The following is a 24,600-nucleotide window of genomic DNA, read 5'->3' as shown; positions in this document are numbered from 1 at the left end:
ATCAGGGATGAGACCTGCCGGTTCCCCGGTTGCCGCCGCCAGGCCACCGGCTGCGATGTGGACCACACGATTCCTTGGGCCACCGGCGGCACCACCGCGATCACGAATCTGGCGCATTTATGCCGGCGTCACCACCGGATCAAACACGAAACCCCCACCCTAGGGGCCTGGCAGGGCAGACACATCAACCCCAACACCGGGGGACCTTTCACCGCCAGCGTCGAGAACACCACCGGCGTCGGGAGCAGCACCGGTATCGGCGCTGGGGCCAGCACCGACAACGACATCGGGACCGGCAGTGAACAAGCCCCTGCCGGGGTGCTGGAATGGACCTCCCCCACCGGGACTGTGCGCCGCACTGTGCCCGGGACCGCCACCCCGATCACCACCACATGGCTCACCGGCCAGCCGGCCGGTCAGGAAACCACTAACTCGGGAACCACGGAACCGGCGGATCATCCACAAGGCCCGACCCCTACAGCCGACCAGGCAACGGATCTTTCCGCCGACGACCCACCACCCTTCTAAGCACCTTCGTCTTGATATAGGCGTATACAGGCGCCAAGAAGTGCTTTGCAGGAACTCCCTTCTGGAAGACCTCGCTGCCATGACCACCCGTGATCTCAACAAGTGATCGCGGCCAGCGGTATCTCTGACGCCACCCCGGAATCCATGGCATCGTGTGAACACTGTGACAGCACAAACGCACCGAAAAGGCATCTAGAGGACTGCGGAGCACCCATGAAGATCTCGATCGCTCAGTTGAACACCACACCGGATGTCGACCAGAACCTGGAGCGGATCGTGAACGCCATCGGCCGGGCCTCCTCCGAGGGTGCCGACCTGGTCGTCTTTCCGGAAGCCGCGGCGTGTTCCTTCGACGGCCGGTTCGCGGCTTTCGCCCGTGAGCGCTCGGAGGGCTTTCACGATGCCGTACAGGTCGCCGCCAACGACCATCAGGTCGCGGTGATCCTGGGATCGTTCACCCCTAACGAGGATGATGACCGCACCTCCAACACCCTCGTCGTCTTCCGCCCCGGCCAGGAGCCGGTCACCTACGACAAGATCCACCTGTTCGATGCCTTCGGCTTCAAGGAATCCAAGGGAATCGCCCCAGGCCACAGGCCTGTGGCGCTCGATATCACCGGCACCAGGGTCGGCCTGGCCATCTGCTACGACCTCCGTTTCCCCGAGCTCTTCACACGTCTGGCGAGAGAGGGAGCGGAGGTCATCGTCGTCGTCGCCTCGTGGGGCGATGGGCCTGGCAAGGCACGTCAGTGGGATCTGCTGACCCGCGCGCGGGCACTGGATTCGACCTCCTACGTGGTCGCCTGCGGGCAGGCCGTCCGTGATCTCGAACATGAGGGCGAAGCGACCAAGGCCCCTCTGGGCGTGGGGCACAGTGGCGTGGTGGCGCCCGACGGCGACGACGTCATGCGGCTGGACGGGGCGGAAGCCCAGCAGACCGTTGAACTGGACCTCGCCCGGGTGACCGAGATGCGCGAATCCGTTCCGGTGCTGCTGAACAACAAGCTCTGACGGATTGGCCCGCCCCGGCATCCAGTCCACCCGGCCTCATGAACCCGCTGCCGGAGCGGCCACGAACCGACCTCAGCCGTGCCAGCGGTCGAGGGCCCGGCTCAGCCGCTGCAAGCCTTCGCTGATGACCTCCGGAGGATTGGTCACGTAGGACAGTCGCATGGTGGACCGGTCCGGATCGTGTGCGTAGAAGGACTCGCCCGGAACGAACGCCACCCCCTCCTGCACCGCGATCGGCAATAGGGCTGTGGTGTCGATGCCATTGCCCAGGGCGGCCCACAGGAACATGCCGCCGTCCGGAGAGGTCACCGTGGCGCCTTCGGGCAGGATCTCCAGCAGCTCGCGCCGCATGCCGTCGCGCCGTTGCTTGTAGACCTCCACGACGGTGCGGATATGGGCATCGACGTCGTAGGCCTCCAGGTAGCGGGCGACGGCGAGCTGATCGACCACCGACGAATGCAGCCCCACCGCCTCCTTGGCGATGGACAGCGTGTTCATGATCGGCCCCTCGCCGCGGATCCATCCCACGCGGATGCCGGGAGCCATGATCTTGGAGATCGAGTTGAGCAGAAGGCTCTGATGCGCCAGCCCCGGCAGCGCGGAGATCTGTGGGATGAACTCCCCCGCGAACCGCAGCTCGCCGTAGGGATCGTCCTCGACCAGGATGGTGCCGGTCCGACGCAGGACCTCCGCGATCTCCTCGCGACGCGACAGTGGCATGCACACGCCCGACGGGTTCTGGAACGTGGGGATCAGGTATACGAACTTCGGGTTGTGCTCCCGGATGAGGTCTTCGAGAGCGTCGGGACGGGCGCCGTCGTCGTCGGAGGGAATGCCCACCATCCGCGCACCCGACGAGGCGAAGGCCTGCACCGCGGCCAGGTAGGTGGGCCGCTCGACCAGCACGACGTCGCCCGGGTTGAGCATCGCGTTGCCCACCAGGTAGATCGCTTCCTGGGACCCCGTGGTGACCTGGATCTGATCGGGGGTCGTGGGAATCGAGCGCGATATCCGCCGCGCCGCCTGCTCGCGCAGCTCCGGTTCTCCGGGGGTAGACGAATACTGCAGAGCCTTGCCGGGGCGGTTCGCGAACACCCAGTCGAAGCACGCGCGGATGTCCTCCGCCGCGAAGAACTCGGCCGCCGGGGCCCCACCCGCGAAGGAGATCACGTTCCCCTGCGAGAGCACGTCCAGCAGGTCCCGGACCGCAGTGGAGGTGACCCCGGCGTACCGCTGGGCGATGGGGAACTGAGGGGGCATGGACACGTCAGACATGTCTTCGATCATCGCACTTTCTGGCCGTGGTGAAAGACCTCCTGCACGGTCAGTGCGGCATCGAGCACCACCAGGTCGGCTCGGGCGCTGCGCACGATCCGCCCGATGTCCGTACGCCCTAGAAGATCCGCCGGTGCCTGGGAGGCCGCGCGCACGGCCGCTTCCAAGGGCAGCCCGATCCGTTCGACGGCGAACCGCACCGCCTTGTCCAGCGTCAGCGTGGACCCGGCGATGGCCTCCGTCCCCCGGATCCGCGCCACTCCGTCCACCACGTCCACGTCCAGCGGCCCCAGTCGGTAGGAGCCGTCCGGGCGCCCCGCCGCAGCCATGGCATCGGTGATCAGGACGAAGCGGTCCCGCCCGGCGTCCATGGCCATGCGCAGCACGGAGGGGTGGACGTGGACGCCGTCGGCGATGAGTTCGATCATCACGCCGGGGTCGGTCAAGAGACGGGGTATCGGGCCGGGCTCACGGTGGTGCAGCGGCGGCATCGCGTTGAACAGATGCGTTCCGACTTGAGCACCTGCACGAATGGCCGAGCGAACCTGGTCGTCCGTGGCATCGGTGTGCCCGACCGCCGCCACCACGCCGCGAGCGCGCAGCCCCCGAATGGCTTCCAGGGCACCCTCCCGTTCAGGGGCCAGGGTGACCATGCGGATGTATCCGCCCCCCGCGTCGATCAGCCGGTCCACGTCCTCCGGGACCGGATCGATCAAGAGGTCCGGGTCGTGAGCACCGCACCGGCGCTCGGACAGCCAGGGCCCTTCCAGATGGATCCCGGCGATCTCGTCCGCCTCGGCCAGGCCCACCAGCGCCAGGACCTGCTGCTCCAGGACCTCGATGCGGTCGGTGACCAGCGAGGCGATCATCGTCGTCGTCCCGTGCGCCCGGTGCGCGGCCAGGACGGCCCGGGCGGGGCCGGCGCCCTCCGTGAAGGCAGCCCCGCCCCCGCCGTGGACGTGCACGTCCACGAATCCAGGAGCCAGCACCGCGTCCCCCAGCTCCCGGGCGCCGGGCGGCGCCTCACCGGTTCCGTGATCGACGACGAAACCGTCGCGGGACCTCACCCACCCGGGCCGCGCGGGCCCGACGGGGAAGACGACCCTGTCGGCGTGCAGGATCAGATCGGCACCCGGACCCTCACCGGCCGGTCCAGCACCTCGTGCCGTCACAGGCCCTGCCATTTCGGTTTGGACTCCCATGCCTGGCGGGCGTAGGAGGCCAGCTGCAGGCGCGAGGCGGCCGACTCGTCCAGAAGCACCGTGACGTGAGGATGGAACTGCAGCGCCGTGGCCGGCCACATGGCCGAGACCGGGCCCTCCACCATGTGATGGACGGCCTCCGCCTTCGGCTGCCCGAAGGCCAGCAGCACCAGGTGATCGGCCTCCATGAGGGTTCCCACGCCCTGGGTCAGGCAGTGCTTGGGAACCGCCTCGATATCGCCGCCGAAGAACCGGGCGTTGTCCTGGCGCGTCTGCCGGGTCAGTGTCTTGAGCCTGGTCCGCGATGCCAGCGACGACCCCGGTTCGTTGAAGGCGATATGACCGTCCGTCCCGATACCGAGGATCTGCAGGTCCACACCGCCCGCCGCGTGGATCTGACGTTCGTAGTCGGCGCAGGCCTCCACCAGGTCCCTGGCCGTGCCCTCGGGGCCGGAGACATTGGCCGGGTCGATGTCCGTGGGTTCCACGAACTCCCGGTCGATCACCACCCGGTAGCGCTGGGGGTGCTCCTCCGAGAGCCCGACGTACTCGTCGAGCATGAAGGCCTTGGCATGCCTGAGACTCAGCTCGCCGGCCTCGACCCGGCGGGCGAGCTCCTTGTAGACGGCTCCCGGGCTGGAGCCGGTGGCCACCCCCAGCACCGGGTCCGTCTTCCGCTTCAGGAGCGCGGCGACGGTATCCGCCACCAGCTTGCCCGCCTGCTCCTGCGACTGGACGATCACGATCTCCATGGTTCAGCCCTGCCCTTTCGCCTCGGTTCCCGCGCCATCTCCTCCGGCCTCCCCGGCGGCGGTGCCCCGGGTCCGCTTCAGCTTGGCATCTTCCTTCTGCAGTTCGGGGTCCGTGGCCATCGAGGTCTCGTCCGCGTCCTCCCGGCCGGGGGTACGAAGGTTCCAGAGACGGATCACGAACCGGAACACCACGTAGTAGATCACCGCATAGGCCAGGCCGATCGGAATGAGCAGCCAGGCCCGTTGCCCGATGCCGAAGTTCAGCAGATAGTCGATGGCACCGGCCGAGAAGCCGAAGCCCATGTGGATGTCCAGGGCGTTGGTCAAGGCCAGCGACGTGCCCGTGAGCACCGCGTGCACCAGGTACAGCGGCCAGGCGACGAACATGAACGCGAATTCGAGCGGTTCGGTGATACCGGTGACGAAGGAGGTCAGGCCCACCGAGAACATCACGCCGCCCACGGCCTTGCGGTTCTCCGGCCTGGCCTCGTGCGTGATCGCCAGGGCGGCGGCGGGAAGGGCGAACATCATGATCGGGAAGAAGCCCGTCGTGAAGATCCCCGCGGAGGGGTCCCCCGCCAGGAAGCGGAAGATATCGCCGTGCGCACCCTCGAAGTCGCCCAGCTGGAACCAGGGGAAGAAGTTCCACAGGTGGTGCAGGCCCAGGGGGATCAGGAGGCGGTTGACCACGCCGAAGATCCCGCCGCCCAGGACGGCGTTGTCGGCCACCGTCTCGCCGGCCCAGGTCAGCGCGTTGGCGAACAGCGGGTACGGGAACGCCATGACCACGCCGAGCACCACGGCCACGCCCGCGACCATCATGGGAACCAGCCGCCGGCCTCCGAAGAAGCCCAGCCAGTCGGGCAGTTTGGTCCGGTGGAAACGCTCCCAGAGCTTGGCGGTGATCAGGCCGATGAAGATGCCCGCCAGGACGCCGTAGTTGATCACCGGCGGCTCGCCGTCGGGGCTCTCGGGAAGGACCACGGGCGCCATGGCGTCGAACACGGCCAGCAGGACCAGGTAGCCGACCACCGCGGCCAGGGCCGTGGACCCGTCGCCCTTCTTGGCGAAGCCGAACGCGATACCCACCGCGAAGAGCAGGCCCAGGTTGTCGAAGAGCGCGCTGCCGGAGGCCCCGATCACCGCCGCGACCGTGTGCAGGCCGTCGAACCGGCCGAGCATGTCGTCCTGGCCGAGGCGCATGAGGATCGCCGCCGCCGGCAGGCTCGCGATCGGCAGCATGATGCTGCGGCCGAATCTCTGCAGTTGCTGCAACGCCTTGGACGGCTGTTTGCCCTCCGCCTTGTCGGCCGCGCCCGCCCCTCCGGCGCCGGCAAGAATTCCTCCAGGCATGGACCTGTCCTTCCGATATCCCGTACTGTGCTCTCAACTGGTTATGACCAGTGTTGCCGGTCACTCTGACTGACAACGTGAGAAACTGTCAACACCCTGGGAAACAACTCAGGAAACCCTTGCAGGAGGAGCCATGTCCAAGCCCGAAGAGATTCTGTCTGCCCTCGGCGGTGCCGAGAACATCGAGGAGATCGAAGGCTGCATCACACGCCTGCGGACCGAGGTGGTCGACGGTTCCCTGGTCGACCAGGCGGCTCTCAAGGCACTCGGCGCCCACGGGGTGGTGGTCGCCGGCACCGTCGTGCAGGTGGTCGTGGGACCCGAAGCCGAGATGATCGCCGAAGACATCCAGGATCTCCTGTGACCGTTCAGGTGCTCGCCCCCTTCGGCGGACGGGCCGTGGGCCTGGGCGAGGTCCCGGATCCGGTCTTCGCCCAGGGGATGGTCGGCCCCGGGGTGGCGGTGATCCCCGACGACGACGCGACGCGGCTGTCCGTCGTCGCCCCCGTGACCGGCACGATCATGAAGGCGCTGCCGCACGCGGTGGCGATCGTGACCCCCGGCGGTCAGGGCGTGCTGGTGCACGTCGGCCTGGACACGGTGGAACTCAAGGGCGACGGCTTCGAGATGCTGGTCGAGACCAAGCAGGCGGTCACCGCGGGTCAGGAGATGCTGACGGTCGACGCCGCCGCCGTCAGGGCGAAGGGCTACGACCTGTGCAGCCCCGTGGTGGTCATGGACGCCGCGGCGGACGCGGTGGTCAACGCCGCTTCCGGGCCCGTCGCGGCCGGCCAGAACCTGTTCGAGATCACCGGGTGACGACGACGACCAAGCACGTCCAGCTGCGCGACGCCCTGGCCGAGATGATCCGTGCCGAGCTCTCCGTGGGCGACCGGCTGCCCGGTGAACGGAAACTCGTGGAGCAGTTCGGCGTCTCGCGGATCACCGTCCGGCATGCGATCTCCCAGCTCGTCAACGACGGGCTGCTGACCCGTGAGCACGGCCGCGGGACGTTCGTCGCCCACGGAATGGCACGGTCACGGCTGCACCTGGCCTCGTTCCACGAGGACATGCGGGCCGCCGGGCTGAAGCCTTCGACCAGGGTCGACCTGGTGGCGGAGGAGGAGGCACCCGCTGAGGCCGCGGCTCATCTCGGGACGGAGCACGCCCTGCGCGTGCGCCGGCTCCGGCTGGGTGACGGCATCCCGGTCAGCGTGGACGACTGCTGGCTGGTCCCCGGGCTGCTGCCCTCCGAAGCGGACTGGGAGTCCTCCCTCTACGGGATGCTGGCCCAGGCGGGAGCGGGCATCACCCGGGCGGAGCAGACCGTGCAGGCCCAGGCCGCTGGCGCCCGGGATGCCGCGCTGCTGGGCATCCAGCCCGGCACTCCGGTGCTGGCCTTCCACCGCCGCTCGTTCAGCCTTGCCGCCGACGGCGAGCGCCCGGTCGAGTACTCGGTCTCCGTGTACCGGGCCGACCGCTATCAAATCCATATGGAGGTCCTGGCCTGACGGAGGTCCCTGCCTGACAGAGGCCCCGGACCGCCCCGACCGCCCCGGAAAGGAGCACCCCTCATGCCCGAACCGCGCCATCAGGAGCGCTTGCACAGCAACGTGACCGACACGGCCCTGATCTTCGAGGGCGGCGGCATGCGCGGCAGCTACACGGCGGGCGCGGTGACCACCCTGCTCGGCGCCGGCATCCACATCGACTGGGTGGGCGGCATCTCCGCCGGGGCGACCCACACGGCCAACTACCTGACCCGTGACGCCGCCCGCGCCCGCAGGACCTTCGTGGAGTTCTCCCGGGACCCGCAGTTCGGCAATCTGCGCACCTTCGCTCGCGGGCAGGGACTCTTCAACGCCGAGTACATCTACGAGCACGCGAGCCTGCCCGATGCCTCCCTCCCCTTCGACTACGGGACGTTCCAGGCCAACCCGGCCCGGTACCGGATCGGTGCCTTCAACGCCTCGACCGGTGAGCAGGTCTATTTCTCCCGCGCCGACCTGCACTCCCAGGCGGATCTCATGACGCAGGTCCGGGCGTCGTCGTCGATGCCCGTGCTCATGCCACCTGTGCACTACCGCGGCTCGGTGTGGGTGGACGGCGCCCTGGGCCCCACCGGGGGCATCGCGATCGACGCCGCCCGGGCCGACGGCTACGAGAAGTTCCTGGTGATCCTGACCCGAGAGCGGGACTACATCAAGCAGGGCGAACGGTTCGCCGCGATCTACCGCCGGCGCTTCCGCGACCACCCCGCGGTGGTCGAAGCCCTCGACGCGCGTCCCGCCAACTACAACCGGACCCGCGAGGAGCTCTACGACCTGCAGGAGTCGGGACAGGCCATGATCTTCACCCCGGACCGGATGCCGGTGTCCAACGGAGAACGGCGCCTGCCCCGCCTCCAAGCGGCGTACGCCGCCGGATACCTCCAGGCCCAGCGCGAACTGCCGCGGTGGAAGGAATTCCTGGGAATCTGACCGCGAGGGAACGCAGATCACTTAACCCGAGCGATTTCACCCGAAGCGATCTTCTCCCGGTACTGCGTGACCTCTTTCTTGATCACACGCGCCAGCATGTACAAACCGATGAGGTTCGGAATGGACATCAAGAAAATCGCGGCATCGGAGAAGCCGAGCACTGAGTCCATCGCGGTGACTGATCCAATGACGGTGAAAATGCAGAAAATAACTTTGTAGATATTCTCCGCCATTCGGCTGTCGCCGAACAGGTATCCGGTGGCTTTCATCCCATAATAGCTCCAGGAGAGCATCGTAGAGATCGCGAACAACACCACTGCCAGCGCCAGAACCGTCGGAAACCACGGGATAACCGATGCGAACGCCGCCGAGGTCAGCTGCACACCGTCTCCACTCGCCGCCAGCGGATCATCCCAGACGCCGGTGATCACAATGGTCAGGGCCGTCATGGTGCAGATCAAGATGGTATCGATGAACGGCTCGAGAAGTGCGACGTGGCCTTCGGTCGCAGGCTGGTCGGTCTTCACCGCCGAATGAGCGATAGAGGCGGATCCGACACCGGCCTCATTGGAGAACGCTGCACGCTGAAAGCCGACGATCAGCACCCCTATAAATCCACCCGCAATTCCCTCGGGATTGAACGCTCCAACGATGATCTCCACGAATGCGGCGGGAACCGCGGAGACATTAAAGATGAGCACGACGAGGCATGCCGTGACATAGACAGCCGCCATGAACGGCACGACCTTCTCCGTCACTTTAGCGATGCTTTTAATCCCACCGATGATGACGGCACCCACCATCAGCGCGAAGAGAATTCCGATGATCAAAGCGGGTGTTCCACGGTCCTCGGGCGCAACGTCGAAGACATTGAGGATCTGAGAGGCAGCCTGGTTCGACTGAAACATGTTCCCGCCACCCAACGAGCCCAGGATGCAGAAAAATGCGAAAAGCGCTGCCAGGACTTTACCTATCCCCGGTTTACCCAGTTTGGCGATCCCGTCTCGCAAGTAGTACATCGGCCCACCGGAAACGCTGCCATCGGACCGCTCATGGCGGTATTTCACTCCGAGGGTGCACTCGGCAAGCTTGGCGCTCATGCCGAAGAAACCCGCAAGGATCATCCAGAATGTGGCACCCGGCCCTCCCAGGGAGATCGCCACGGCCACTCCGGCGATATTGCCCAGACCTACGGTGCCCGAGACCGCCGTTGCAAGTGCTTGGAAGTGAGACACCTCTCCAGCGTCCTCCGGCTTGGAGTAGCGGCCTCGCACCAGATCGATAGCATGCTTGAACCCTCGGATGTTGAGGAACTTCAAGTAGAATGTGAAGAATATTGCTGCTATCACGAGCCATACAACGATAAGCGGTATCGCGACGTCTCCGATAGTCACCGAATAGAAGACCGTATCGGTGATGGAATTGAGTACTACATCGATCAGCGGTTCTTGCTCGTTTTCCATATCAGGGCACCACCGTTACGGGAACTGACGCCATATACGTCAAGTGAGAGGGGAGACTGCCGAAGATCGCCCGGCGTATCCGGCTGTCACCGGTGCGCCCCACGACGATCTCCTGCACGGAATAGCTATCTGCCAGCGCGATCATCAGATCGACGGGATCACCGTGGCGCACCTCGGCTTTGTGGATGGTCGCCCCGAGCTCTTCCGCATACTCAACCATGGGTTTCACGATCTGCTCGGTTGCCGCATCGATCTCTGTTTGCTTCGCTGCGGATCGACGAGCGGCCTCATCTTGGGTGGTGAACGAATATGGAGACCAGGGGATCACATGGACCAGAAATACCTGGCCCTCCTCCTGCTTTGCTCGCGAACATGCGAAACGGACCGCTCTCGAACTCGCTTCACTTCGGTCGACGCCCACCAAGATTAGCTCCATGGTTTCTCCAATTTTTTCGACCCTTGCGGACCCGTGCTCAATACGAGGATGACACTAACTGGGCACCAAGGGTATTGGGCGACAGCTGTTAAAAACAATGCCGTGGTTCAGAAATAACCAAGAAGAAACGTCTCGGAAACAGGCGCGCTGGACCGCTTGGTAGCAAGATTCCTATTCATTGAGAGCGCGGATGGATTGGTCCATACCGGCTGACCTGCCCCTAAGATCTATCCTATGAGCACGAGCTTCGACGACGTCGCCGGTATCGCCAACCCCACCCGCCAGGCTTTCCGCGAGGCCGGGTACGGCAGCCTGGAAGATCTGCACGACGTGTCCTACGCCGAGCTGCTGGCCCTGCACGGAGTCGGCCGGCAAGGCCTCGACCGGATCCAGGCGGCACTTGCGAGACAGGGGCTCTCGCTGCGCGACGCCCCCGCAGCGGCGGATCGTTCCGCGGTCGTGACGGAGGGCCACACGGGCGTTCGCGCCGAGGACATCAAGACCCACGAGACCGCCGTCGAACCCGTCTCCTTCGTCGATTCGCTGCCCTGGCCGCGGCGTGTGGCGCAGGGCCACCAGCTCCTGGAGCTGTTCGGGGAGGTCACGGGCGAGGACCCCGTCATGTGGGGCCCGTCGATGATCGGCTACGGCCAGGTCCACTACCGCTACGCGACGGGACGGGAAGGCGACACCTTCCGCATGGGGTTCAGCCCCCGCAAGGCTTCCATCAGCCTGTACGGCGTGCAGAACCACCCGCGGTCCGAGGAGCTCCTGGCTGCCCTGGGAAAGCACCGGACGGGCGCCAGCTGCGTCTACGTCAATCAACTCGAGGACATCGACGTCGAGGTCCTCCGCGTCCTGCTGGCCCATGCCTGGGAGTCGGACCTCCAAGCCTGCTGACCTGTCGGCACGGTCGGCAGGTCAGCAGGCCGTGAGACCTTAGGCGGGATGGACGCGCAGCCAGGCCACCGAGTGCGGCGGCAGGTCGACGCCCCGCGTGAGATCGAGGGCATGGTCGCCCAGCAGGGAGATCGCCCCGGGTTCGAACCCGGACAGCGTGAGCGCCTCCACCCGATGCTCGACGTCATCCACGTTGGCCAGGCACAGCACGACGCTCGGGCGTCCCTGGGGGTCCACACCGGGACGCTGATACGCGACGATGTGCTCGTTGCCGGGATCGAAACCGATCAACTGGGCGCCCTCGAACTCAGGGGTCTCCCGGCGCACCCGGAGCATGTGCTGCAGTCCCTCGAAGATCTGCCCGGCCACGGTCGAGGTGTCGTGCCGCTGCTCATACGCCTCACGGGGGAACGGCGGGCGGTGCGCCCACCGGGAATCATTGCCGTTGGCGGGGTCCAGATGCCACTGGGGATCGTTGAGCTGTGCGAGCTCGTCCCCCAGGTACAGCAACGGCAGCCCGCCGGTGGACATGGCGATCGCATGGGCCAGCAGGACGCGGCCGACGCCGCTCTCAGGGTCGCCGGTGGTGGTCCCGGCCAGGGAGGCGGTGGTCCCGCACACCCGCGCATCACCCGTCTTGGGGTTGTACTGGAACGCCACCCCGTCGGCGAAGGAGCCCGGGAAGCGCCCCGTATAGAAATCGTTGAGGAAACGCCGGTGCTGATGACCGTCGATGCCGCGACGGGCGGCGTCCTCGTCGGAGAAGGTCCAGCCGATGTCGTCGTGGCTGCGGACATAGTTCACCCAGGCGGTTCCGGCCGGCAGGGAGTGCCGCTCGGTGAGCGCGTCATTGAGCAGCACGCTCTTGCGCGTGGCCAGGGCCTCCCAGGTCAGCGCCATCTGCAGCGGGTTATAGGAGATCTGGCACTCGTCGGGATGGATGTACTCGATCACCTCGTCCGGATGCACGATCGCCTCCGACTTGAAGACCGTGGCCGGCGCGGCGATCCGGCACACCCGGTTGAGCACCTGCACGATCCAGTGCGCCTGCGGCAACGACTCGCACGGCGTGCCCAGCTCCTTCCAGAGGAACGCGACCGCATCGAAGCGCAGGACCTCGACACCCTGGTTGGCCAGGAACAGCATCTCGCCGGCCATCGCCGCCAGGACCTCCGGATTGGTCCAGTTCAGGTCCCACTGGAAGTCGTGGAACGTGGTCCACACCCACCGGGGGTCACCCGAAGCCACGGGGGTGAAGGAGCCGGGATGGTCGTCCGGGAAGATCTCCCGGGTCGATCGCTCGAAGGCGTCCGGCATCTGCCGGTCCGGGTAGATCCAGTAGTAGTCCCCGTAGGCGGGGTCGCCGTCGCGAGCGGCCTGCGCCCAGGCGTGATCGCTGGCGGTGTGATTGAGCACGAAGTCCACCACCGTGCTGATGCCGTGCTGCCTGAGCTCCCGGGACACGTCGGCCAGCTGCTCCATGGTCCCCAGCCTGGGATCCAGGCGGCGGTAGGAGGAGACCGCATAGCCGCCGTCGTTGTTGCCTTCGGGCACGGCGAAGGCCGGCATGAGATGCAGGTAGGTCAGCCCCAGCTCCTGGAGGTAGGGGATGCGTTCCCGCACGCCTTCGAGGTCGCCGGCCCACCGGTCGATGTAGCAGACGCCCCCCAGCTGCTCCCGGCCCGCGAACCAGTCCGGTTCCGAGCTGCGGGTCTCGTCCAGGGCTCTCAGGTCCTCCGGCCGGCCACCCCAGTAGCGCGCGAGCTGGGTTCCGAAGGCGATGGCCACGCCGGTCATGCGCACGTCGGAGCCGTAGATGCGGCGCATGAGGTCGATCATCGCCGGGAAGTGGAGGTCGAAACGCCGCAGGAAGCCCACGGCATCGGCTTCGGTGACCGCTCCGTCCTCGGTCATCCCCTCCAGCTCCGCCACGGCACCGGCCCTGGCCGCATGTACCAGCTCGGCGGTGGTCCGGAGATCCGCCGATGGCTCGGTGTCGAGGTCGCGGGCAGGCAGGCTTCCGGAAGGACGTGGGCGCATGCAGCTATACTCGCCCATCCCGGCCCACAGGACAAAAGACCACAAGACAAACGACCACGATCTTCCGGAACTACCATGGGGTGACAGAGGCCATGGCAATGAAGCCGCGGCCCGGAGGAGGTTGTTGTGTCCCCGCTACGTCATCGAGTGGCCGCCCGTCCCGCGTCACGTACCGCAGACCCTCTCCTGGAGGATCTGCGGTCCTGGCCCGGCACCGTGGTGGACTCGCAGCTGGAGCGTCTGGCCGCTGCCCATGACGCGTCGCACTACCTGCTGACCCCCAGGGCTCTGGTCCGCCCCGCCTCCGCGGCCCAGGTGGGCTCCCTGCTCAAGGTCCTGAACCGCCACGGCGCTGCCCTCACCTTGCGGTCGGGCGGGACCTCGCTGTCCGGGCAGGCGGTCACCGACCAGGTCCTGGTGGATGTCCGGCGGCATTTCCGGGGGCTGGAGATCCTCGACGACGGCGCACGGGTCCGCGTCAATCCAGGCGCCACGGTCCGCCAGGTCAACGCGGCCCTGGCGCCTTACGGCCGCAAGCTGGGACCCGATCCGGCCTCGGAGTCCGCATGCACCCTGGGCGGGGTGATCTCCAACAACTCCTCGGGCATGCACTGCGGCACGGAGTTCAACACCTATCGAACGCTCGAGTCCATGGTCCTGGTGACCCCCGCCGGAACCGTCATCGACACCTCCGAGCCGGATGCCGACGGTCTGCTGCGCGAGGCCGAGCCGGAACTGCACGAGGGCCTGATCCGGTTGCGCCGCCGCATCACCGAGGACCCCGGTTCCATGGCCACCATCGATCGTCTTTTCGCGATGAAGAACACCATGGGTTACGGCTTGAACGCCTTCGTGGACGAGCAGGTGCCCGTCCGGATCCTGGAGCGGCTGATGATCGGCTCCGAGGGAACCCTGGGGTTCGTGGCCCAGGCCACGTTCCGCACGGTCGAGGTCTATCCCAGGGTGGCGACCGGCCTCCTGGTCTTCCCCGACCTGGCCTCCGCCACCGGCTCGGTCCCGGCGCTGGTGTCCGCCGACTCGGCGACGGTCGAGCTCATGGACGCCACGTCGCTGCGGGTCGCCCAGGCCTCCGGCCAGGCCCCGCCCCAGATCATGGACGTATCGGTCCAGGATCACGCGGCTCTCCTGGTCGAGTACCAGGGCCACGACGACGACGAACTGCGTGACCGCACGGCCGCCGCCGAGTCGGCCTTCCGCGAGCTGCCGCTGACGATGCCGCCCGAGCTGACCCAGACCCCAGCCGAGCGCGCCGCCCTGTGGTCGGTCCGGAAGGGCCTCTACGCGGCGGTGGCCGGGAACCGGCCCTCCGGGACCAACGCGCTCCTCGAGGACGTCGTGGTGCCCGTCTCCGTCCTGGGCAGCACCTGCGAGAGCCTCACGGAGATGTTCACCGCCCATGACTACCGCCAGTCGGTGATCTTCGGTCACGCCAAGGACGGCAATGTGCACTTCCTGCTCAACGAGGACTTCGCCGACGAAACATGCCTCCAGCGTTATGAACGATTCACCGAGGAGATGGTGGATCTCGTCCTGGCCAACGGCGGCTCGCTCAAGGCGGAGCACGGCACCGGGCGCATCATGGCCCCGTACGTCCGGCGGCAGTACGGCGACGAGCTCTACGAGGTCATGGTCGAGCTCAAGCGCCTGGTGGACCCGCGCGGCTCCTTCAACCCCGGGGTGATCATCAACGACGACCCCCGCTGCTATGTACGGGACCTGAAGGTCGCGCCCCCGGTCGAGGCCGAGGTGGACCGCTGCGTCGAATGCGGATACTGCGAACCCGTGTGCCCCTCCAAGGACCTGACCCTCACCCCCAGGCAGCGGATCGTGGGACGACGGGAGATCGAGGCGGCCAGGGCGCGCGGCGACCACGACACCGCCGAGGCTCTGCTGGCCGAGTACAGCTACCAGGGCGAGCAGACATGCGCCGCGGACGGCATGTGCTCCACCGCATGCCCCGTGTTCATCGACACGGGCGACCTGATCCGGCGCCTGAGGTCCGAGCACCGCAACCCCGTCGAGGACAAGGCCTGGGACGTGGCCGCCCGGCACTGGTCGACGACCGTGCGCGGCGCCTCGGGCGCCCTGAGCATCGCCGGGACCCTGCCGCCCTCCCTGCCCAGGACCGCGACCGGACTGGGGCGCGCCCTCCTGGGGAAGGACAAGGTCCCCGAGTACGTCGACGGCCTGCCCGGCGGCGGCCGCACCCGCCCGGCGCCGCGGACGGCCTCGGATCCGGCCGCAGTGTTCTTCCCGGCCTGCGTGTCCGTGATGTTCGGCGACGACGGACAGGGACCGTCGTCGTCGGAGTCCTTCCTGGCCCTGTGCGAACGGGCCGGGGTCGAGGTGACCGTTCCCGAGGGGATCGCCTCCACATGCTGCGGGACCCCGTGGAAGTCCAAGGGCCTCCTGGCGGGGCAGACCCGCATGACGGAGCGCACCCTGCCCATGCTGTGGCGGGCCACGGAGGAAGGACGGCTCCCGGTGGTGTGCGACGCCTCCTCGTGCACGGAGGGCCTGGAGGTCATGAAGGCCTCGGCCGCGGCGGATCCCGTCTACGCCCGGCTGGAGTTCGTGGACGCCGTCGCGTTCACGGCCGCCCGGCTCCTGCCGGAGCTCACGGTCAACCGCACCACGGGGTCGATGGTGCTGCACCCGACCTGCTCCTCGACCCAGCTGGGCCTCAACGACGCGCTGGAACGCATCGCCGGGGCGATCTCCGATGAGGTGAGCACTCCCCTGAACTGGGGCTGCTGCGCCTACGCCGGGGACCGGGGCATGCTGCACCCGGAGCTGACGGAGTCCGCGACCGCGCGGGAGGCCGCGGAGGTCCGGGGCGGGGAGTTCGACTCCTACGCCTCGCTCAACCGCACGTGCGAACTCGGCATGACCCAGGCCACGGGGCAGCCCTACCGCCATATCCTCCAGCACCTGGAGGCAGCCACGCGCTGAATGGTCGATCCGCTCGGCTGTTCCGGTCGAGTGGTCGATCTGTTCGGCTATCAGGCGTGACAGGCGAGCAGATCGACCACTCGACGACGGCGGTCAAGACTCAGCGCACGCTCAGTGCACCTCGCGGTGGGCCGAACTCCCTTGGGCCCGCTTGGGCACGAAGAACGAGGCCACGATGGCCGCCACGGAGATCGACGCCCCCACGATGAAGGCCGTGTGGATGCCCTGGGACTGGGCCGAGACGGCATCCGCGCCGCCCTGCGCCGCGGCGGCCGCTCCGACCGACATGAGCGTGATGAACAAGGCCGAGCCGGCGGCCCCGGCCACCTGCTGCAGCGTGTTGAGCAGGGCGCTGCCGTGGGAGTACAGCGGCTGGGGGAGGCTGCCGAGCGCAGAGGTCATCAGCGGGGTGATCAGCATGGCCAGGCCGCAGCTCATCACGATGTGCGCGATCACGATGACCCACAACGGAGTGCCCTGGTTGACGGTGGAGAAGGTCCACATCGCGGCGCTGAGCACGATCGTGCCGGGGACGACCAGGACCTTGGCGCCGTGCTTGTCGTAGAAGCGGCCGACGAACGGGGACAGCAGGCCCATGATCAGGCCGCCCGGCAGCATGCTCAGGCCCGTGGTGAGCGTGGAGTGCCCCAGAACGGTCTGCATGTAGATCGGCAGCAGGATCACGACGCCGAACAGGGTGCCCATGGACAGGATCATCAGGCCCAGCGAGATGCTGAAGGTCGGTCGCGCGAACGGGCGCAGATTCAGCAGTGCGCGGTCCTCGCGCTGCAGCCGCAGCTGCCGCCAGACGAAGATCGCCAGGGAGACCACGCCGATCACGAGCGCGGGGATCGGCGGGATGCCGCCCTCGGCCCCTTCCCCGCTGTGGCTGCCGAATCCGCTCAGGCCCATCACCAGGCCGCCGAAGCCCAGCACGGAGAGGACGACGGAGAGGAGGTCCAGCTTGACCTTGCGCGGGTGGCCCATCGAGGGCATCAGCACGGAGCCGAGCACGAGGGCCAGCACGGCGATGGGCAGCATGATCAGGAACAGCCAGCGCCAGGACAGCGCACCCAGGATGACGCCCGAGATGGTGGGGCCGATGGCCGGAGCCACGGAGATCACCACGGAGATCAGGCCCATCACGGACCCGCGGCGCTCGTTGGGCACCACCGTGAGGACGGTGGTCATCAGCAACGGCAGCAGCAGCGCGGTGCCGGAGGCCTGCACCACGCGCCCGATCATCAGGATCGGGAAGTTCGGGGCCGCGGCGGCCAGGGCGGTGCCGGCCGTGAACAGGGTCAGCGCGGTCAGGAAGACCACGCGGTGCGGAAGCCGTTCGAGCAGGAACCCCGTCGCGGGAATCACCACGGCCATGGTGAGCATGAAGCCCGCCGTGAGCCACTGCGCGGTGGTGGCCTGGATCTGCAGGTCCTCCATCAGGTCGGGCAGGGCCACCGACAGGACCGTCTCGTTGAGGATCACGACGAAGGCCGAGACGATCAGCACTCCCAGCAGGGTGCGCACGCGCTGCGGCGGCAGTTCCTCGTCCACTCCGCGGCCGGCCTCGCTCGCGGAGTCGCCGCTCGAAGGACGAGGCACTTGGGGCAGGGAACCGGTTTGGGTCACGGACATGGTGCTCCTCGGGCAAGCGCAGCGGGCTCCACGGGCGGTCCGCCCGGAGCGAGAGAGGGTCCGGGGCCACGGCGGACATCGTCGTCGGCGGGAGGAAACTCAATCCGGATCCCCGCGGTCGTCGCAACGGTCACCAGCCCCGAACTATGCAGGCTACAACTTAGTTGAAACGTCCCGTAAGGGCTTGTGATGTACTCAACAGTCACTGGCCGCAGCGCCTCCGCGGGAGGATACGGAGATGCCGAGAGCCCCGTCCGATGAAGGGCGGGGCTCTCGTACGGTCGGGCGCGCGAACTCAGGAGGCCGGCCGGGCGCCCTGTGCTCGCACGACATCCGTCATGCGGTAACCGCTGCGGCAGCCGCCTTCTCGGTGGTGGCGTCGGCGTCCGCCAGTTCACCACCGCTGTTCTCGAGGTGGGCGCGGACGAACCACTGGAACAGCTCGAGTTCCTTGACCTGGCCGATGAGCATGTCCTCGGTGATCGGGTCAATCTCCCCGGCGGTCTTCAGCGCCTTGCGGTGATCCTCGAGCAGGCCCGTGTAGACCATGTCCAGGGCGGCCAGGTGCTCGTAGACCCCCGCGCGACCGATCGAGTAGTCGTTCCACGAGCGGTCGGCGACGATGCCCCCGGAGAGCCCGTTGGGCGAGTAGCCGAGGGTGGCGATGCGCTCGGCGACCTCGTCCACGAACCCGCGGACCACGTCGACCTGAGGATCGATCATCTCGTGGACGCTGATGAAGTTGCGGCCGACGACGTTCCAGTGCACGTGCTTGAGCACCAGCTGGAGGTCGTTGAGCGCATGGAGCCGGTCTTGGAGGACGGAGGCCAGGGTCTGCCCCTGCTCGTCACTCAGGCCGGGAACGGTGTAGTGGGCGACATCCGGAAAATTCTTGGCCATGGAGGGCTCCTTCCGATCTGCGGTATCAGCACCGGTCAGGACGGGCATCCTCTTGCGTAAACCCGCCCACCGTATGCGTGCTGACTGTTTTACGTACTGCCATCATGCGCGGGCCCGCCCACCCTGTCCACAGTGTTCGCTGACAGGGTGGGCGAGTGTTTCAGCGCGTTGCGGTGCCGTTGCGCCCGGGCCTCCCGAGGGCCTCGGCGATCTCGCCGTCGACCGTCTCGCGCGCCTCCCGCACGGACTTCTCGTCGGGGGACTCGACCACCGGCCGGTGGGCCTGCAGCGAGTCGCCCTCCACGTCCACGTTGGGCAGGATCCGGTCCAGCCATCGGGGGATCCACCAGGCCTTCTCGCCCAACAGGGTCATGACGGCCGGGATGATCGTCATGCGCACCACGAAGGCGTCGAGCAGGACGCCGATCGCCAGGCCGAAGCCCATGGGCCGGATCATGGTCAGGTGGGAGAAGATGAAGCCCGCGAACACGGAGGCCATGATGATCGCCGCCGCGGTGACCACGGCACGGCCCCCGACCAGCCCCCGGATCACCGCAGCTCGCGCCGGATGCCCGTGGACGTAGGCCTCGCGCATACCCGTGACCAGGAACAGCTGGTAGTCCATGGCCAGGCCGAAGAGGATGCCCACCATCAGCGTGGGAAGGAAGCTCAGGACCGGCCCGGGATCGGTGACCCCGAAGAATCCGCCCAGCCAGCCCCATTGGTACACGGCCACGATCGCGCCCATGGCCGCCATGAGCGAGAGCAGGAAGCCCAGCGAGGCGACCACCGGCACCACGAGGGAGCGGAAGACCAGCACCAGCAGCACGAGCGAAATGGCGATGACCACCGCCAGGTACAGGGGCAGCGCGTCGGCGAGGACCTGCGAGATGTCGATGTTCGCCGCCGTGGACCCGGCGACGCCCAGGGTGGCGCCGTCGGAGGCCTCCAGGTCCGGGGACAGGGCGCGGATATCGTCGACCAGCACCTCGGTGGCCTCCTCGGCGGGGCCGGACTCCGGGACGACCTGCAGGATCGCCAGGTTGGTGCTCTCGTCCAGCGGCGCGGGGACCACGTTGTTGACGTCGTCGAGAGCGGCGATCTGCTCGCCGGTATTCAGCTGGAGCTCATTCGCCTCCTCCGCGGACGTCCCCTCCGGGTACTCAACGACGACGGTCATGGGGCCGTTGCGCCCCGCGCCGAAGTTCTCGTCCACCAGCTGATAGGCCTCGTACTGGGTCGAGTCCGCCGGCTCCGAGGCTCCGTCCGGCAGGCCCAGGCGCATGGAGGCGAACGGAACGGCCAGGAGGATCAGCACGGCGGCCGCGCCCACCAGCGCCACGAGGGGATGGTGCACGGCCCGGGGCGTACGCACGTGCGCCACCTCTTCGACCACGTGGCCGGCGCGGACCTGCGCCCGCTGCGAGGAGGGCAGCAGGCGCAGACCCAGGAGGGACAGCAGTGCCGGGGTGAGCGTGAGCGTGATCAGCACGGCCACGAAGACGGAGAACGCCGCCACCGCGCCCATCAGGCCCAGGAACGGGATGCCCGTGATCACCAGTGCCACCAGGGCGATGATGACCGTGCATCCGGCGAACAGCACCGCCGAACCCGCAGTGCCCGTCGCCAGGGCGATCGACTCCCGCAGCTCGACGCCTTCGCGCAGCTGCTGCCGGTGCCTGTTGAGCACGAACAGGGAATAGTCGATGCCGACCGCCAGGCCGAGCATCAGGCCCAGGACGGGTGTCACCGAGGCCATCTGCACCGCACCGGAGAGCGACAGGGACGCCGTGGCGGCGATGGCCACTCCGATCAGCGCCGTGAGAACGGGCAGCGCCGCCCCGATCAGGGTGCGCAGCATGATGAACAGCACGATCGCCGCGACGATCAGCCCGACCACCTCGGCAGCGCCGAAGATCGAGAGGTTCTGCGCCAGCTCGGTCGAGTAGTCCACCTGGACGCCGTCGCCCTGGGCCGCATCGACCGCGGCCATCACGCCGTCCTGGTCCTCGGGGGCGATGTCCGGCTGGGCGGCGTAGAAGTTCACGGTGGCGATCGCGGTGGAGCCCTCCGAGGAGATGAACCCGTAGTCCCCCATCAGCTCCATGGTCCGCTCGCCGAGGGCGAGCTGGGCCTCCTGCTGGTCGACGTACTCAGGGGTGACCTCCGGCGGGACCATGCCCGCGGCGGCCGCCTGCTCGAGCTGTCCCGAGTCCCGCAGCTGGATCAGCTGCTCCAGCTGCCCGGCGCCGTCGGTCATCTGCTCGCGCTGCGAGTCCAACTCGCCCTGGGCGTGGAAGGGGTTGGTCACGGCCGAGACGCCCTCCACCTCGGTGGAGTCGTCGAGCGCCTGGGTGATCCGGTCGATCTGGCCGTCCGTGAACTCGGACCCGTCGTCCGTGCTGAACACGATGGTCCCCACGCCCTGGTTGGCTTCGGGCAACTCGTCCTGGAGCTGATCGGCCAGGCGCTGGGTCTCGGTTCCCGGGATCTCGAACTGGTTGGCCAGTGTCCCGCCGAAGGCGGCGAAGGCTCCAATGGAAAGAGCCAGCACGGCCAGCCAGGCAATGATGACCGCCCAGGCGCGATGGGCGGCACCGCGACCTATGCGGTAGAGGAGTTTTGCCACGTGACTTGACCCTTTCGTGTTGCTGAACGCCGGCAGACGTTCGTTCTGGGAAGTTCCTGCCGGTTCGGGCTTTCAAGGATTCTGGGGGATCGGGCGCTCTCCGGCTACCCGAACGAGGACGAGGGCCGGCCGAAACCGACCTGGACCCCACGCACGGCCTGGCCCAGCAGCTCGTCCCACAGTCCCCTGGTCTGGTCGGTGAGCTCCCCGTGGGTGGTCTCGAACCAGTGCTGGGCGCTGACGCACACGGCGGTGTTCAGGGACTCGCCCATGAGGCGCACGAGGAAGGGATCCGCGCCGTCGACCTTCTCCTGCAGGAGCTCCACGATCTTGCGCGTGACCGCGTTGGTGGCCTGAACCGCCAGCAGCTCGAACTGCTCGTGGGAGTACAGGCCCCCACGGCAGTTCGGGGGATGGAAGGGAACGATGGCCTGGCACACCGTTCCGATGACGTCCATCTGCCGGGCGGCCCGGATGAACCCTTCCAGCGCCTGGGGCAGATCCGTGAAACGCTGCCCGGCGAGGGCCTCTTCGACCACGCCGTAGAGCGATGCCACGCTGTCCACGAAGGCGCCCAGCACGGCGTCCTCCGTCCTGGCGAAATGGTTGAAGACCGTGCGCCGGGAGACCCCCGCCTCCGCGGCGAGGTCCTTGACCGTGAACCCCTCCAGGCCGCGCTCACGCGCCAATTGCGCGGCGGCCTGCACGATGGCGCGGCGATTGCGCCATTTCAGGGCTTCGCGCTTGTCAGTCGGCGGGGTCAGCGGAGTCAGTGGCCCCAGGGACGCCGCCGCGCCCGGTGGTGTCATCGTGCTCAGCTTCATGAGGAAAACGTAGCCAGGTAATTGCACGAAGTGCAACTTCTTGCGGAGCAATGTCGGCCCGGTCCGGCATCGCCGTGAGACCGACGGCACGTCCGGTTCCTGAGCCGGGGCGCGCGGTGTTAGTTTCCCTGCCATGACACCCCCTTCCACCGGATCGTCCTATGTCGTGTCCGGCGCCTCCCAGGACGCCCCGACCGTGACCAAGCACGCAGGGGTGAACCTCGGCACCTCGATGAAGGCCAGGCACCTGGTCATGATGAGCCTGGGCTCGGCGATCGGGGCGGGCCTGTTCGTCGGCTCGGGGGCGGGTATCGCCGCAGCGGGGCCCGCCGTGCTCGTCTCCTACGTCATCGCGGGCCTGGTGGTCATCCTGGTCATGCGGTCGCTGGGTGAGATGGTCGCCCACCACCCCGCCTCCGGGGCGTTCTCCGTCTATGCCGAGCGGGCGCTGGGGCCGGCGGCCGGTTTCATGGTGGGGTGGCTGTGGTGGATCCAGCTGTGCCTGGTGATCGCGGCGGAGGCCACCGCCTCCGCGCAGCTGCTGGTGGAGCTGTGGCCCGCCCTGCCGCAGTGGTTCCTGGCCCTGGTCTTCATGGTGGTCTTCACCGCCATCAACCTGATGGGCGTGGGCAAGTTCGGCGAGTTCGAGTTCTGGTTCTCCATGCTCAAGGTGGGGGCGGTGGTGGCCTTCCTCATCATCGGGGTCGTGTTCCTCCTGGGCGGCACGCCCGCCGACCCGCCGGGGCTGGCCAACCTGACGGAGCACGGCGGTTTCATGCCCATGGGGATCGCCGGCATCGCGGCGGGACTGCTCGTCGTCGCCTTCGCGTTCGGCGGCATCGAGATCGTGGCGGTCGCCGCTGCGGAGACGGCCGACCCCGCCCGCAACGTCTCCCGCGTCATCCGCACCATCGTGTGGCGCATCCTGCTGTTCTACATGGGCTCGGTCGCCCTGATGGTGATCGCCCTCCCCTGGGATTCGGAGTCCCTGGGCACCTCTCCGTTCGTGGCGGTCCTGGACCGGGCGGGGCTGCCGGGGCTGGGCGCGATCCTGGGCCTCATCATCGTGATCGCGCTGCTGTCGTCGCTCAACGCCAACCTGTACGGGGCCTCCCGGATGGTCTTCTCGCTCTCCTCCCGGGGCCTGGCCCCCAGGGCGCTGACGAAGGTCAACGCCCGCCAGGTCCCCGTGGCCGCGGTGCTGACCTCCACCGCCTTCGGGTTCGTGGCCGTCCTGCTGAACTACCTGTGGGCGGAGGCCATCCTGGGGATCCTGCTCAACATCGTGGGCTCCACCCTGATCGTGACCTGGCTGGCCACCCTGATCTCCCATCTGATCCTGCGGCGCCGGGCGGAGCGCAACGGCGAGCATCTGCCGATGCGCGGGTGGGGCTTCCCCTTCACCAACTGGTTCGCGCTGCTCGTGGTGGCCGTGATCGTCGGCCTGGGGCTGACGGTCCCGGACGTCCGCTTCCAGATCCTCGCCACCGCCCTGCTGGTCGTCGCCCTCCTGATCGTGGGGCATCTGGTGGCCAGACTCGAGCGGCTGCGCGCCGGGGAAACCCGGCAGGCAACGCGCTGACGACTGTGGGCAGGGGAAACCCCCGCCGATAGAGTGGATTCATGCGCACGATCATCTCCCTCATCCTGAACATCATCTGGTTGATCACGGCGGGGTGGGTGCTGTTCCTCGGCTACGCGGTGGCGGGCGTCCTGGCCTGCCTGCTGATCGTCACGATCCCCTTCGGCCTGGCATCCTTCCGCATCGCGGGTTTCGTCCTGTGGCCTTTCGGCCGTGAGGTCGTCGAGACCGGCCGGGCCGGCGGGTTCAGCACCCTGGGCAACGTGGTCTGGTTCGTGATCGCCGGCTGGTGGCTGGCGCTGGGTCACGTGGTGACCGCCGTGGCACAGGCCGTCACGATCATCGGCCTGCCCCTGGCATGGGCCAATATCAAGCTCATTCCCGTCACCTGCTTCCCCTTCGGCAAGCAGGTGGTCTCCTCCTCCGACGCCCGGGCGCAGATGTTCCCCGTCGCCCGCTCCTGACGGATCAGCCGCCGGACCCGCCCGTCTCGGCCGGCCGGCCCGACGCCCGCAGCGACAAGCTCTCTGCGCGGGAGTCCTAACCCGTGGAGCATGCCGCTTCCTATCGTGGAATCACGACATGATCCGGCACCGCCGTCGGATCCTCGGTTCCGG

At 67.7% G+C, this 24,600-nt stretch carries 21 protein-coding genes; 10 read left to right on the top strand and 11 right to left on the bottom strand.

Features of this window, described 5'->3' with window-relative positions; all coding sequences use genetic code 11:
* The coding region (locus FCK90_RS05280; protein ID WP_158033248.1) for an HNH endonuclease signature motif containing protein at positions 1-528 on the top strand (528 nt) is incomplete at its 5' end.
* 213 nt (positions 529-741) lie between these two features.
* Positions 742-1,539, top strand: coding sequence for a nitrilase-related carbon-nitrogen hydrolase (locus FCK90_RS05275; RefSeq protein ID WP_158033247.1), 798 nt, complete (start codon positions 742-744; stop codon positions 1,537-1,539).
* Positions 1,540-1,611: 72 nt separating this feature from the next.
* Here the strand turns inward: FCK90_RS05275 and FCK90_RS05270 are convergent, their stop codons facing one another.
* From FCK90_RS05270 to FCK90_RS05255, 4 genes are read right to left on the bottom strand one after another with little or no spacing between them, the layout of a single operon-like run.
* Positions 1,612-2,814 carry an aminotransferase-like domain-containing protein gene (locus tag FCK90_RS05270; protein WP_158033246.1) on the bottom strand — a complete coding sequence of 401 codons (1,203 nt, stop codon included), beginning with the start codon at positions 2,812-2,814 and terminating at the stop codon, positions 1,612-1,614.
* 8 nt (positions 2,815-2,822) lie between these two features.
* The gene (nagA, locus tag FCK90_RS05265; RefSeq protein ID WP_246180005.1) at positions 2,823-3,986 is read right to left on the bottom strand and encodes an N-acetylglucosamine-6-phosphate deacetylase; all 1,164 of its coding nucleotides are present in this window, start codon (positions 3,984-3,986) and stop codon (positions 2,823-2,825) included.
* Positions 3,983-4,768 carry a glucosamine-6-phosphate deaminase gene (gene nagB, locus FCK90_RS05260; protein WP_158033244.1) on the bottom strand — a complete coding sequence of 262 codons (786 nt, stop codon included), beginning with the start codon at positions 4,766-4,768 and terminating at the stop codon, positions 3,983-3,985. The genes nagA and nagB overlap by 4 nt, the downstream gene beginning before the upstream one ends.
* A 3-nt stretch (positions 4,769-4,771) precedes the next feature.
* The gene (locus FCK90_RS05255) at positions 4,772-6,121 is read right to left on the bottom strand and encodes a PTS transporter subunit EIIC (RefSeq protein WP_220433278.1); all 1,350 of its coding nucleotides are present in this window, start codon (positions 6,119-6,121) and stop codon (positions 4,772-4,774) included.
* Between the two features lie 85 nt (positions 6,122-6,206).
* Here FCK90_RS05255 and FCK90_RS05250 point away from each other — a divergent pair, with 85 nt between their 5' ends.
* From FCK90_RS05250 to FCK90_RS05235, 4 genes are all read left to right on the top strand, one after another.
* Positions 6,207-6,485, top strand: a complete 279-nt coding sequence (locus tag FCK90_RS05250) for a PTS sugar transporter subunit IIB (protein ID WP_281347441.1) — start codon at positions 6,207-6,209, stop codon at positions 6,483-6,485.
* Entirely contained in the window at positions 6,482-6,940 is a 459-nt protein-coding gene (locus tag FCK90_RS05245) for a PTS sugar transporter subunit IIA (protein ID WP_158033242.1), read from the top strand. Before FCK90_RS05250 ends, FCK90_RS05245 begins: the two co-directional genes overlap by 4 nt.
* Entirely contained in the window at positions 6,937-7,632 is a 696-nt protein-coding gene (locus FCK90_RS05240) for a GntR family transcriptional regulator (RefSeq protein WP_246180004.1), read from the top strand. Before FCK90_RS05245 ends, FCK90_RS05240 begins: the two co-directional genes overlap by 4 nt.
* 63 nt (positions 7,633-7,695) lie before the next feature.
* On the top strand, positions 7,696-8,601 hold the full coding sequence (locus FCK90_RS05235; protein ID WP_158033241.1) for a patatin-like phospholipase family protein: 906 nt from the start codon (positions 7,696-7,698) through the stop codon (positions 8,599-8,601).
* A gap of 17 nt (positions 8,602-8,618) precedes the next feature.
* On the opposite strand, the gene FCK90_RS05230 is transcribed toward FCK90_RS05235, so the two are convergent.
* Both FCK90_RS05230 and FCK90_RS05225 read right to left on the bottom strand, forming a co-directional pair.
* Entirely contained in the window at positions 8,619-10,064 is a 1,446-nt protein-coding gene (locus FCK90_RS05230; RefSeq protein ID WP_158033240.1) for an alanine/glycine:cation symporter family protein, read from the bottom strand.
* A 1-nt stretch (position 10,065) separates the two neighbouring features.
* Complete coding sequence (locus FCK90_RS05225) at positions 10,066-10,500, bottom strand: universal stress protein (RefSeq protein ID WP_158033239.1); 435 nt, start codon at positions 10,498-10,500, stop codon at positions 10,066-10,068.
* A 234-nt stretch (positions 10,501-10,734) separates the two neighbouring features.
* Between FCK90_RS05225 and FCK90_RS05220 the strand changes: the two genes are divergently transcribed.
* Positions 10,735-11,400, top strand: a complete 666-nt coding sequence (locus FCK90_RS05220) for a DUF1801 domain-containing protein (protein ID WP_158033238.1) — start codon at positions 10,735-10,737, stop codon at positions 11,398-11,400.
* Positions 11,401-11,439: 39 nt separating this feature from the next.
* On the opposite strand, the gene FCK90_RS05215 is transcribed toward FCK90_RS05220, so the two are convergent.
* Positions 11,440-13,314, bottom strand: coding sequence for an alpha-amylase family protein (locus tag FCK90_RS05215; RefSeq protein ID WP_158033263.1), 1,875 nt, complete (start codon positions 13,312-13,314; stop codon positions 11,440-11,442).
* A gap of 252 nt (positions 13,315-13,566) precedes the next feature.
* On the opposite strand from FCK90_RS05215, the gene FCK90_RS05210 reads away from it, so the two are divergent.
* The gene (locus FCK90_RS05210; RefSeq protein WP_158033237.1) at positions 13,567-16,413 is read left to right on the top strand and encodes an FAD-binding and (Fe-S)-binding domain-containing protein; all 2,847 of its coding nucleotides are present in this window, start codon (positions 13,567-13,569) and stop codon (positions 16,411-16,413) included.
* Between the two features lie 111 nt (positions 16,414-16,524).
* On the opposite strand, the gene FCK90_RS05205 is transcribed toward FCK90_RS05210, so the two are convergent.
* The 4 genes from FCK90_RS05205 to FCK90_RS05190 all read right to left on the bottom strand — a co-directional run bounded on the left by FCK90_RS05205 (position 16,525) and on the right by FCK90_RS05190 (position 22,401).
* Entirely contained in the window at positions 16,525-18,048 is a 1,524-nt protein-coding gene (locus FCK90_RS05205) for an MDR family MFS transporter (RefSeq protein WP_158033236.1), read from the bottom strand.
* Positions 18,049-18,384: 336 nt separating this feature from the next.
* Positions 18,385-18,948 (bottom strand): Dps family protein, encoded by a 564-nt coding sequence (locus FCK90_RS05200; protein WP_158033235.1) that lies wholly within the window; start codon positions 18,946-18,948, stop codon positions 18,385-18,387.
* Positions 18,949-19,108: 160 nt separating this feature from the next.
* Positions 19,109-21,577, bottom strand: coding sequence for an MMPL family transporter (locus tag FCK90_RS05195; protein ID WP_158033234.1), 2,469 nt, complete (start codon positions 21,575-21,577; stop codon positions 19,109-19,111).
* Positions 21,578-21,681: 104 nt separating this feature from the next.
* Positions 21,682-22,401 (bottom strand): TetR/AcrR family transcriptional regulator, encoded by a 720-nt coding sequence (locus FCK90_RS05190; protein WP_181954201.1) that lies wholly within the window; start codon positions 22,399-22,401, stop codon positions 21,682-21,684.
* A 133-nt stretch (positions 22,402-22,534) separates the two neighbouring features.
* Here FCK90_RS05190 and FCK90_RS05185 point away from each other — a divergent pair, with 133 nt between their 5' ends.
* Positions 22,535-23,983: an amino acid permease gene (locus FCK90_RS05185; protein WP_246180002.1), complete on the top strand. Its 1,449-nt coding sequence runs from the start codon at positions 22,535-22,537 to the stop codon at positions 23,981-23,983.
* 41 nt (positions 23,984-24,024) lie between these two features.
* Positions 24,025-24,447 carry a YccF domain-containing protein gene (locus FCK90_RS05180; protein WP_158033232.1) on the top strand — a complete coding sequence of 141 codons (423 nt, stop codon included), beginning with the start codon at positions 24,025-24,027 and terminating at the stop codon, positions 24,445-24,447.
* The last annotated feature ends 153 nt before the right edge of the window (positions 24,448-24,600 follow it).

Origin of the sequence: Kocuria coralli (assembly GCF_008831305.1) — a bacterium.
GTDB classification, from domain to species: Bacteria; Actinomycetota; Actinomycetes; order Actinomycetales; family Micrococcaceae; genus Kocuria; species Kocuria coralli.
The sequence above is the reverse complement of the archived record's forward strand: the minus strand, read 5'-3'. Positions and strand labels throughout refer to the sequence as shown.

Bases quoted from the DNA above. Each gene is read 5' to 3' on its own strand.
- FCK90_RS05180 (WP_158033232.1), top strand. From the start codon at position 24,025: ATGCGCACGATCATCTCCCTCATCCTGAACATCATCTGGTTGATCACG.
- FCK90_RS05275 (WP_158033247.1), top strand. From the start codon at position 742: ATGAAGATCTCGATCGCTCAGTTGAACACCACACCGGATGTCGACCAG.
- FCK90_RS05205 (WP_158033236.1), bottom strand. From the start codon at position 18,048: ATGTCCGTGACCCAAACCGGTTCCCTGCCCCAAGTGCCTCGTCCTTCG.
- FCK90_RS05220 (WP_158033238.1), top strand. From the start codon at position 10,735: ATGAGCACGAGCTTCGACGACGTCGCCGGTATCGCCAACCCCACCCGC.
- FCK90_RS05255 (WP_220433278.1), bottom strand. From the start codon at position 6,121: ATGCCTGGAGGAATTCTTGCCGGCGCCGGAGGGGCGGGCGCGGCCGAC.
- FCK90_RS05190 (WP_181954201.1), bottom strand. From the start codon at position 22,401: ATGAAGCTGAGCACGATGACACCACCGGGCGCGGCGGCGTCCCTGGGG.
- nagB (WP_158033244.1), bottom strand. From the start codon at position 4,768: ATGGAGATCGTGATCGTCCAGTCGCAGGAGCAGGCGGGCAAGCTGGTG.
- FCK90_RS05200 (WP_158033235.1), bottom strand. From the start codon at position 18,948: ATGGCCAAGAATTTTCCGGATGTCGCCCACTACACCGTTCCCGGCCTG.
- FCK90_RS05235 (WP_158033241.1), top strand. From the start codon at position 7,696: ATGCCCGAACCGCGCCATCAGGAGCGCTTGCACAGCAACGTGACCGAC.
- FCK90_RS05230 (WP_158033240.1), bottom strand. From the start codon at position 10,064: ATGGAAAACGAGCAAGAACCGCTGATCGATGTAGTACTCAATTCCATC.
- FCK90_RS05225 (WP_158033239.1), bottom strand. From the start codon at position 10,500: ATGGAGCTAATCTTGGTGGGCGTCGACCGAAGTGAAGCGAGTTCGAGA.
- FCK90_RS05270 (WP_158033246.1), bottom strand. From the start codon at position 2,814: ATGTCTGACGTGTCCATGCCCCCTCAGTTCCCCATCGCCCAGCGGTAC.
- FCK90_RS05185 (WP_246180002.1), top strand. From the start codon at position 22,535: ATGACACCCCCTTCCACCGGATCGTCCTATGTCGTGTCCGGCGCCTCC.
- FCK90_RS05215 (WP_158033263.1), bottom strand. From the start codon at position 13,314: ATGACCGAGGACGGAGCGGTCACCGAAGCCGATGCCGTGGGCTTCCTG.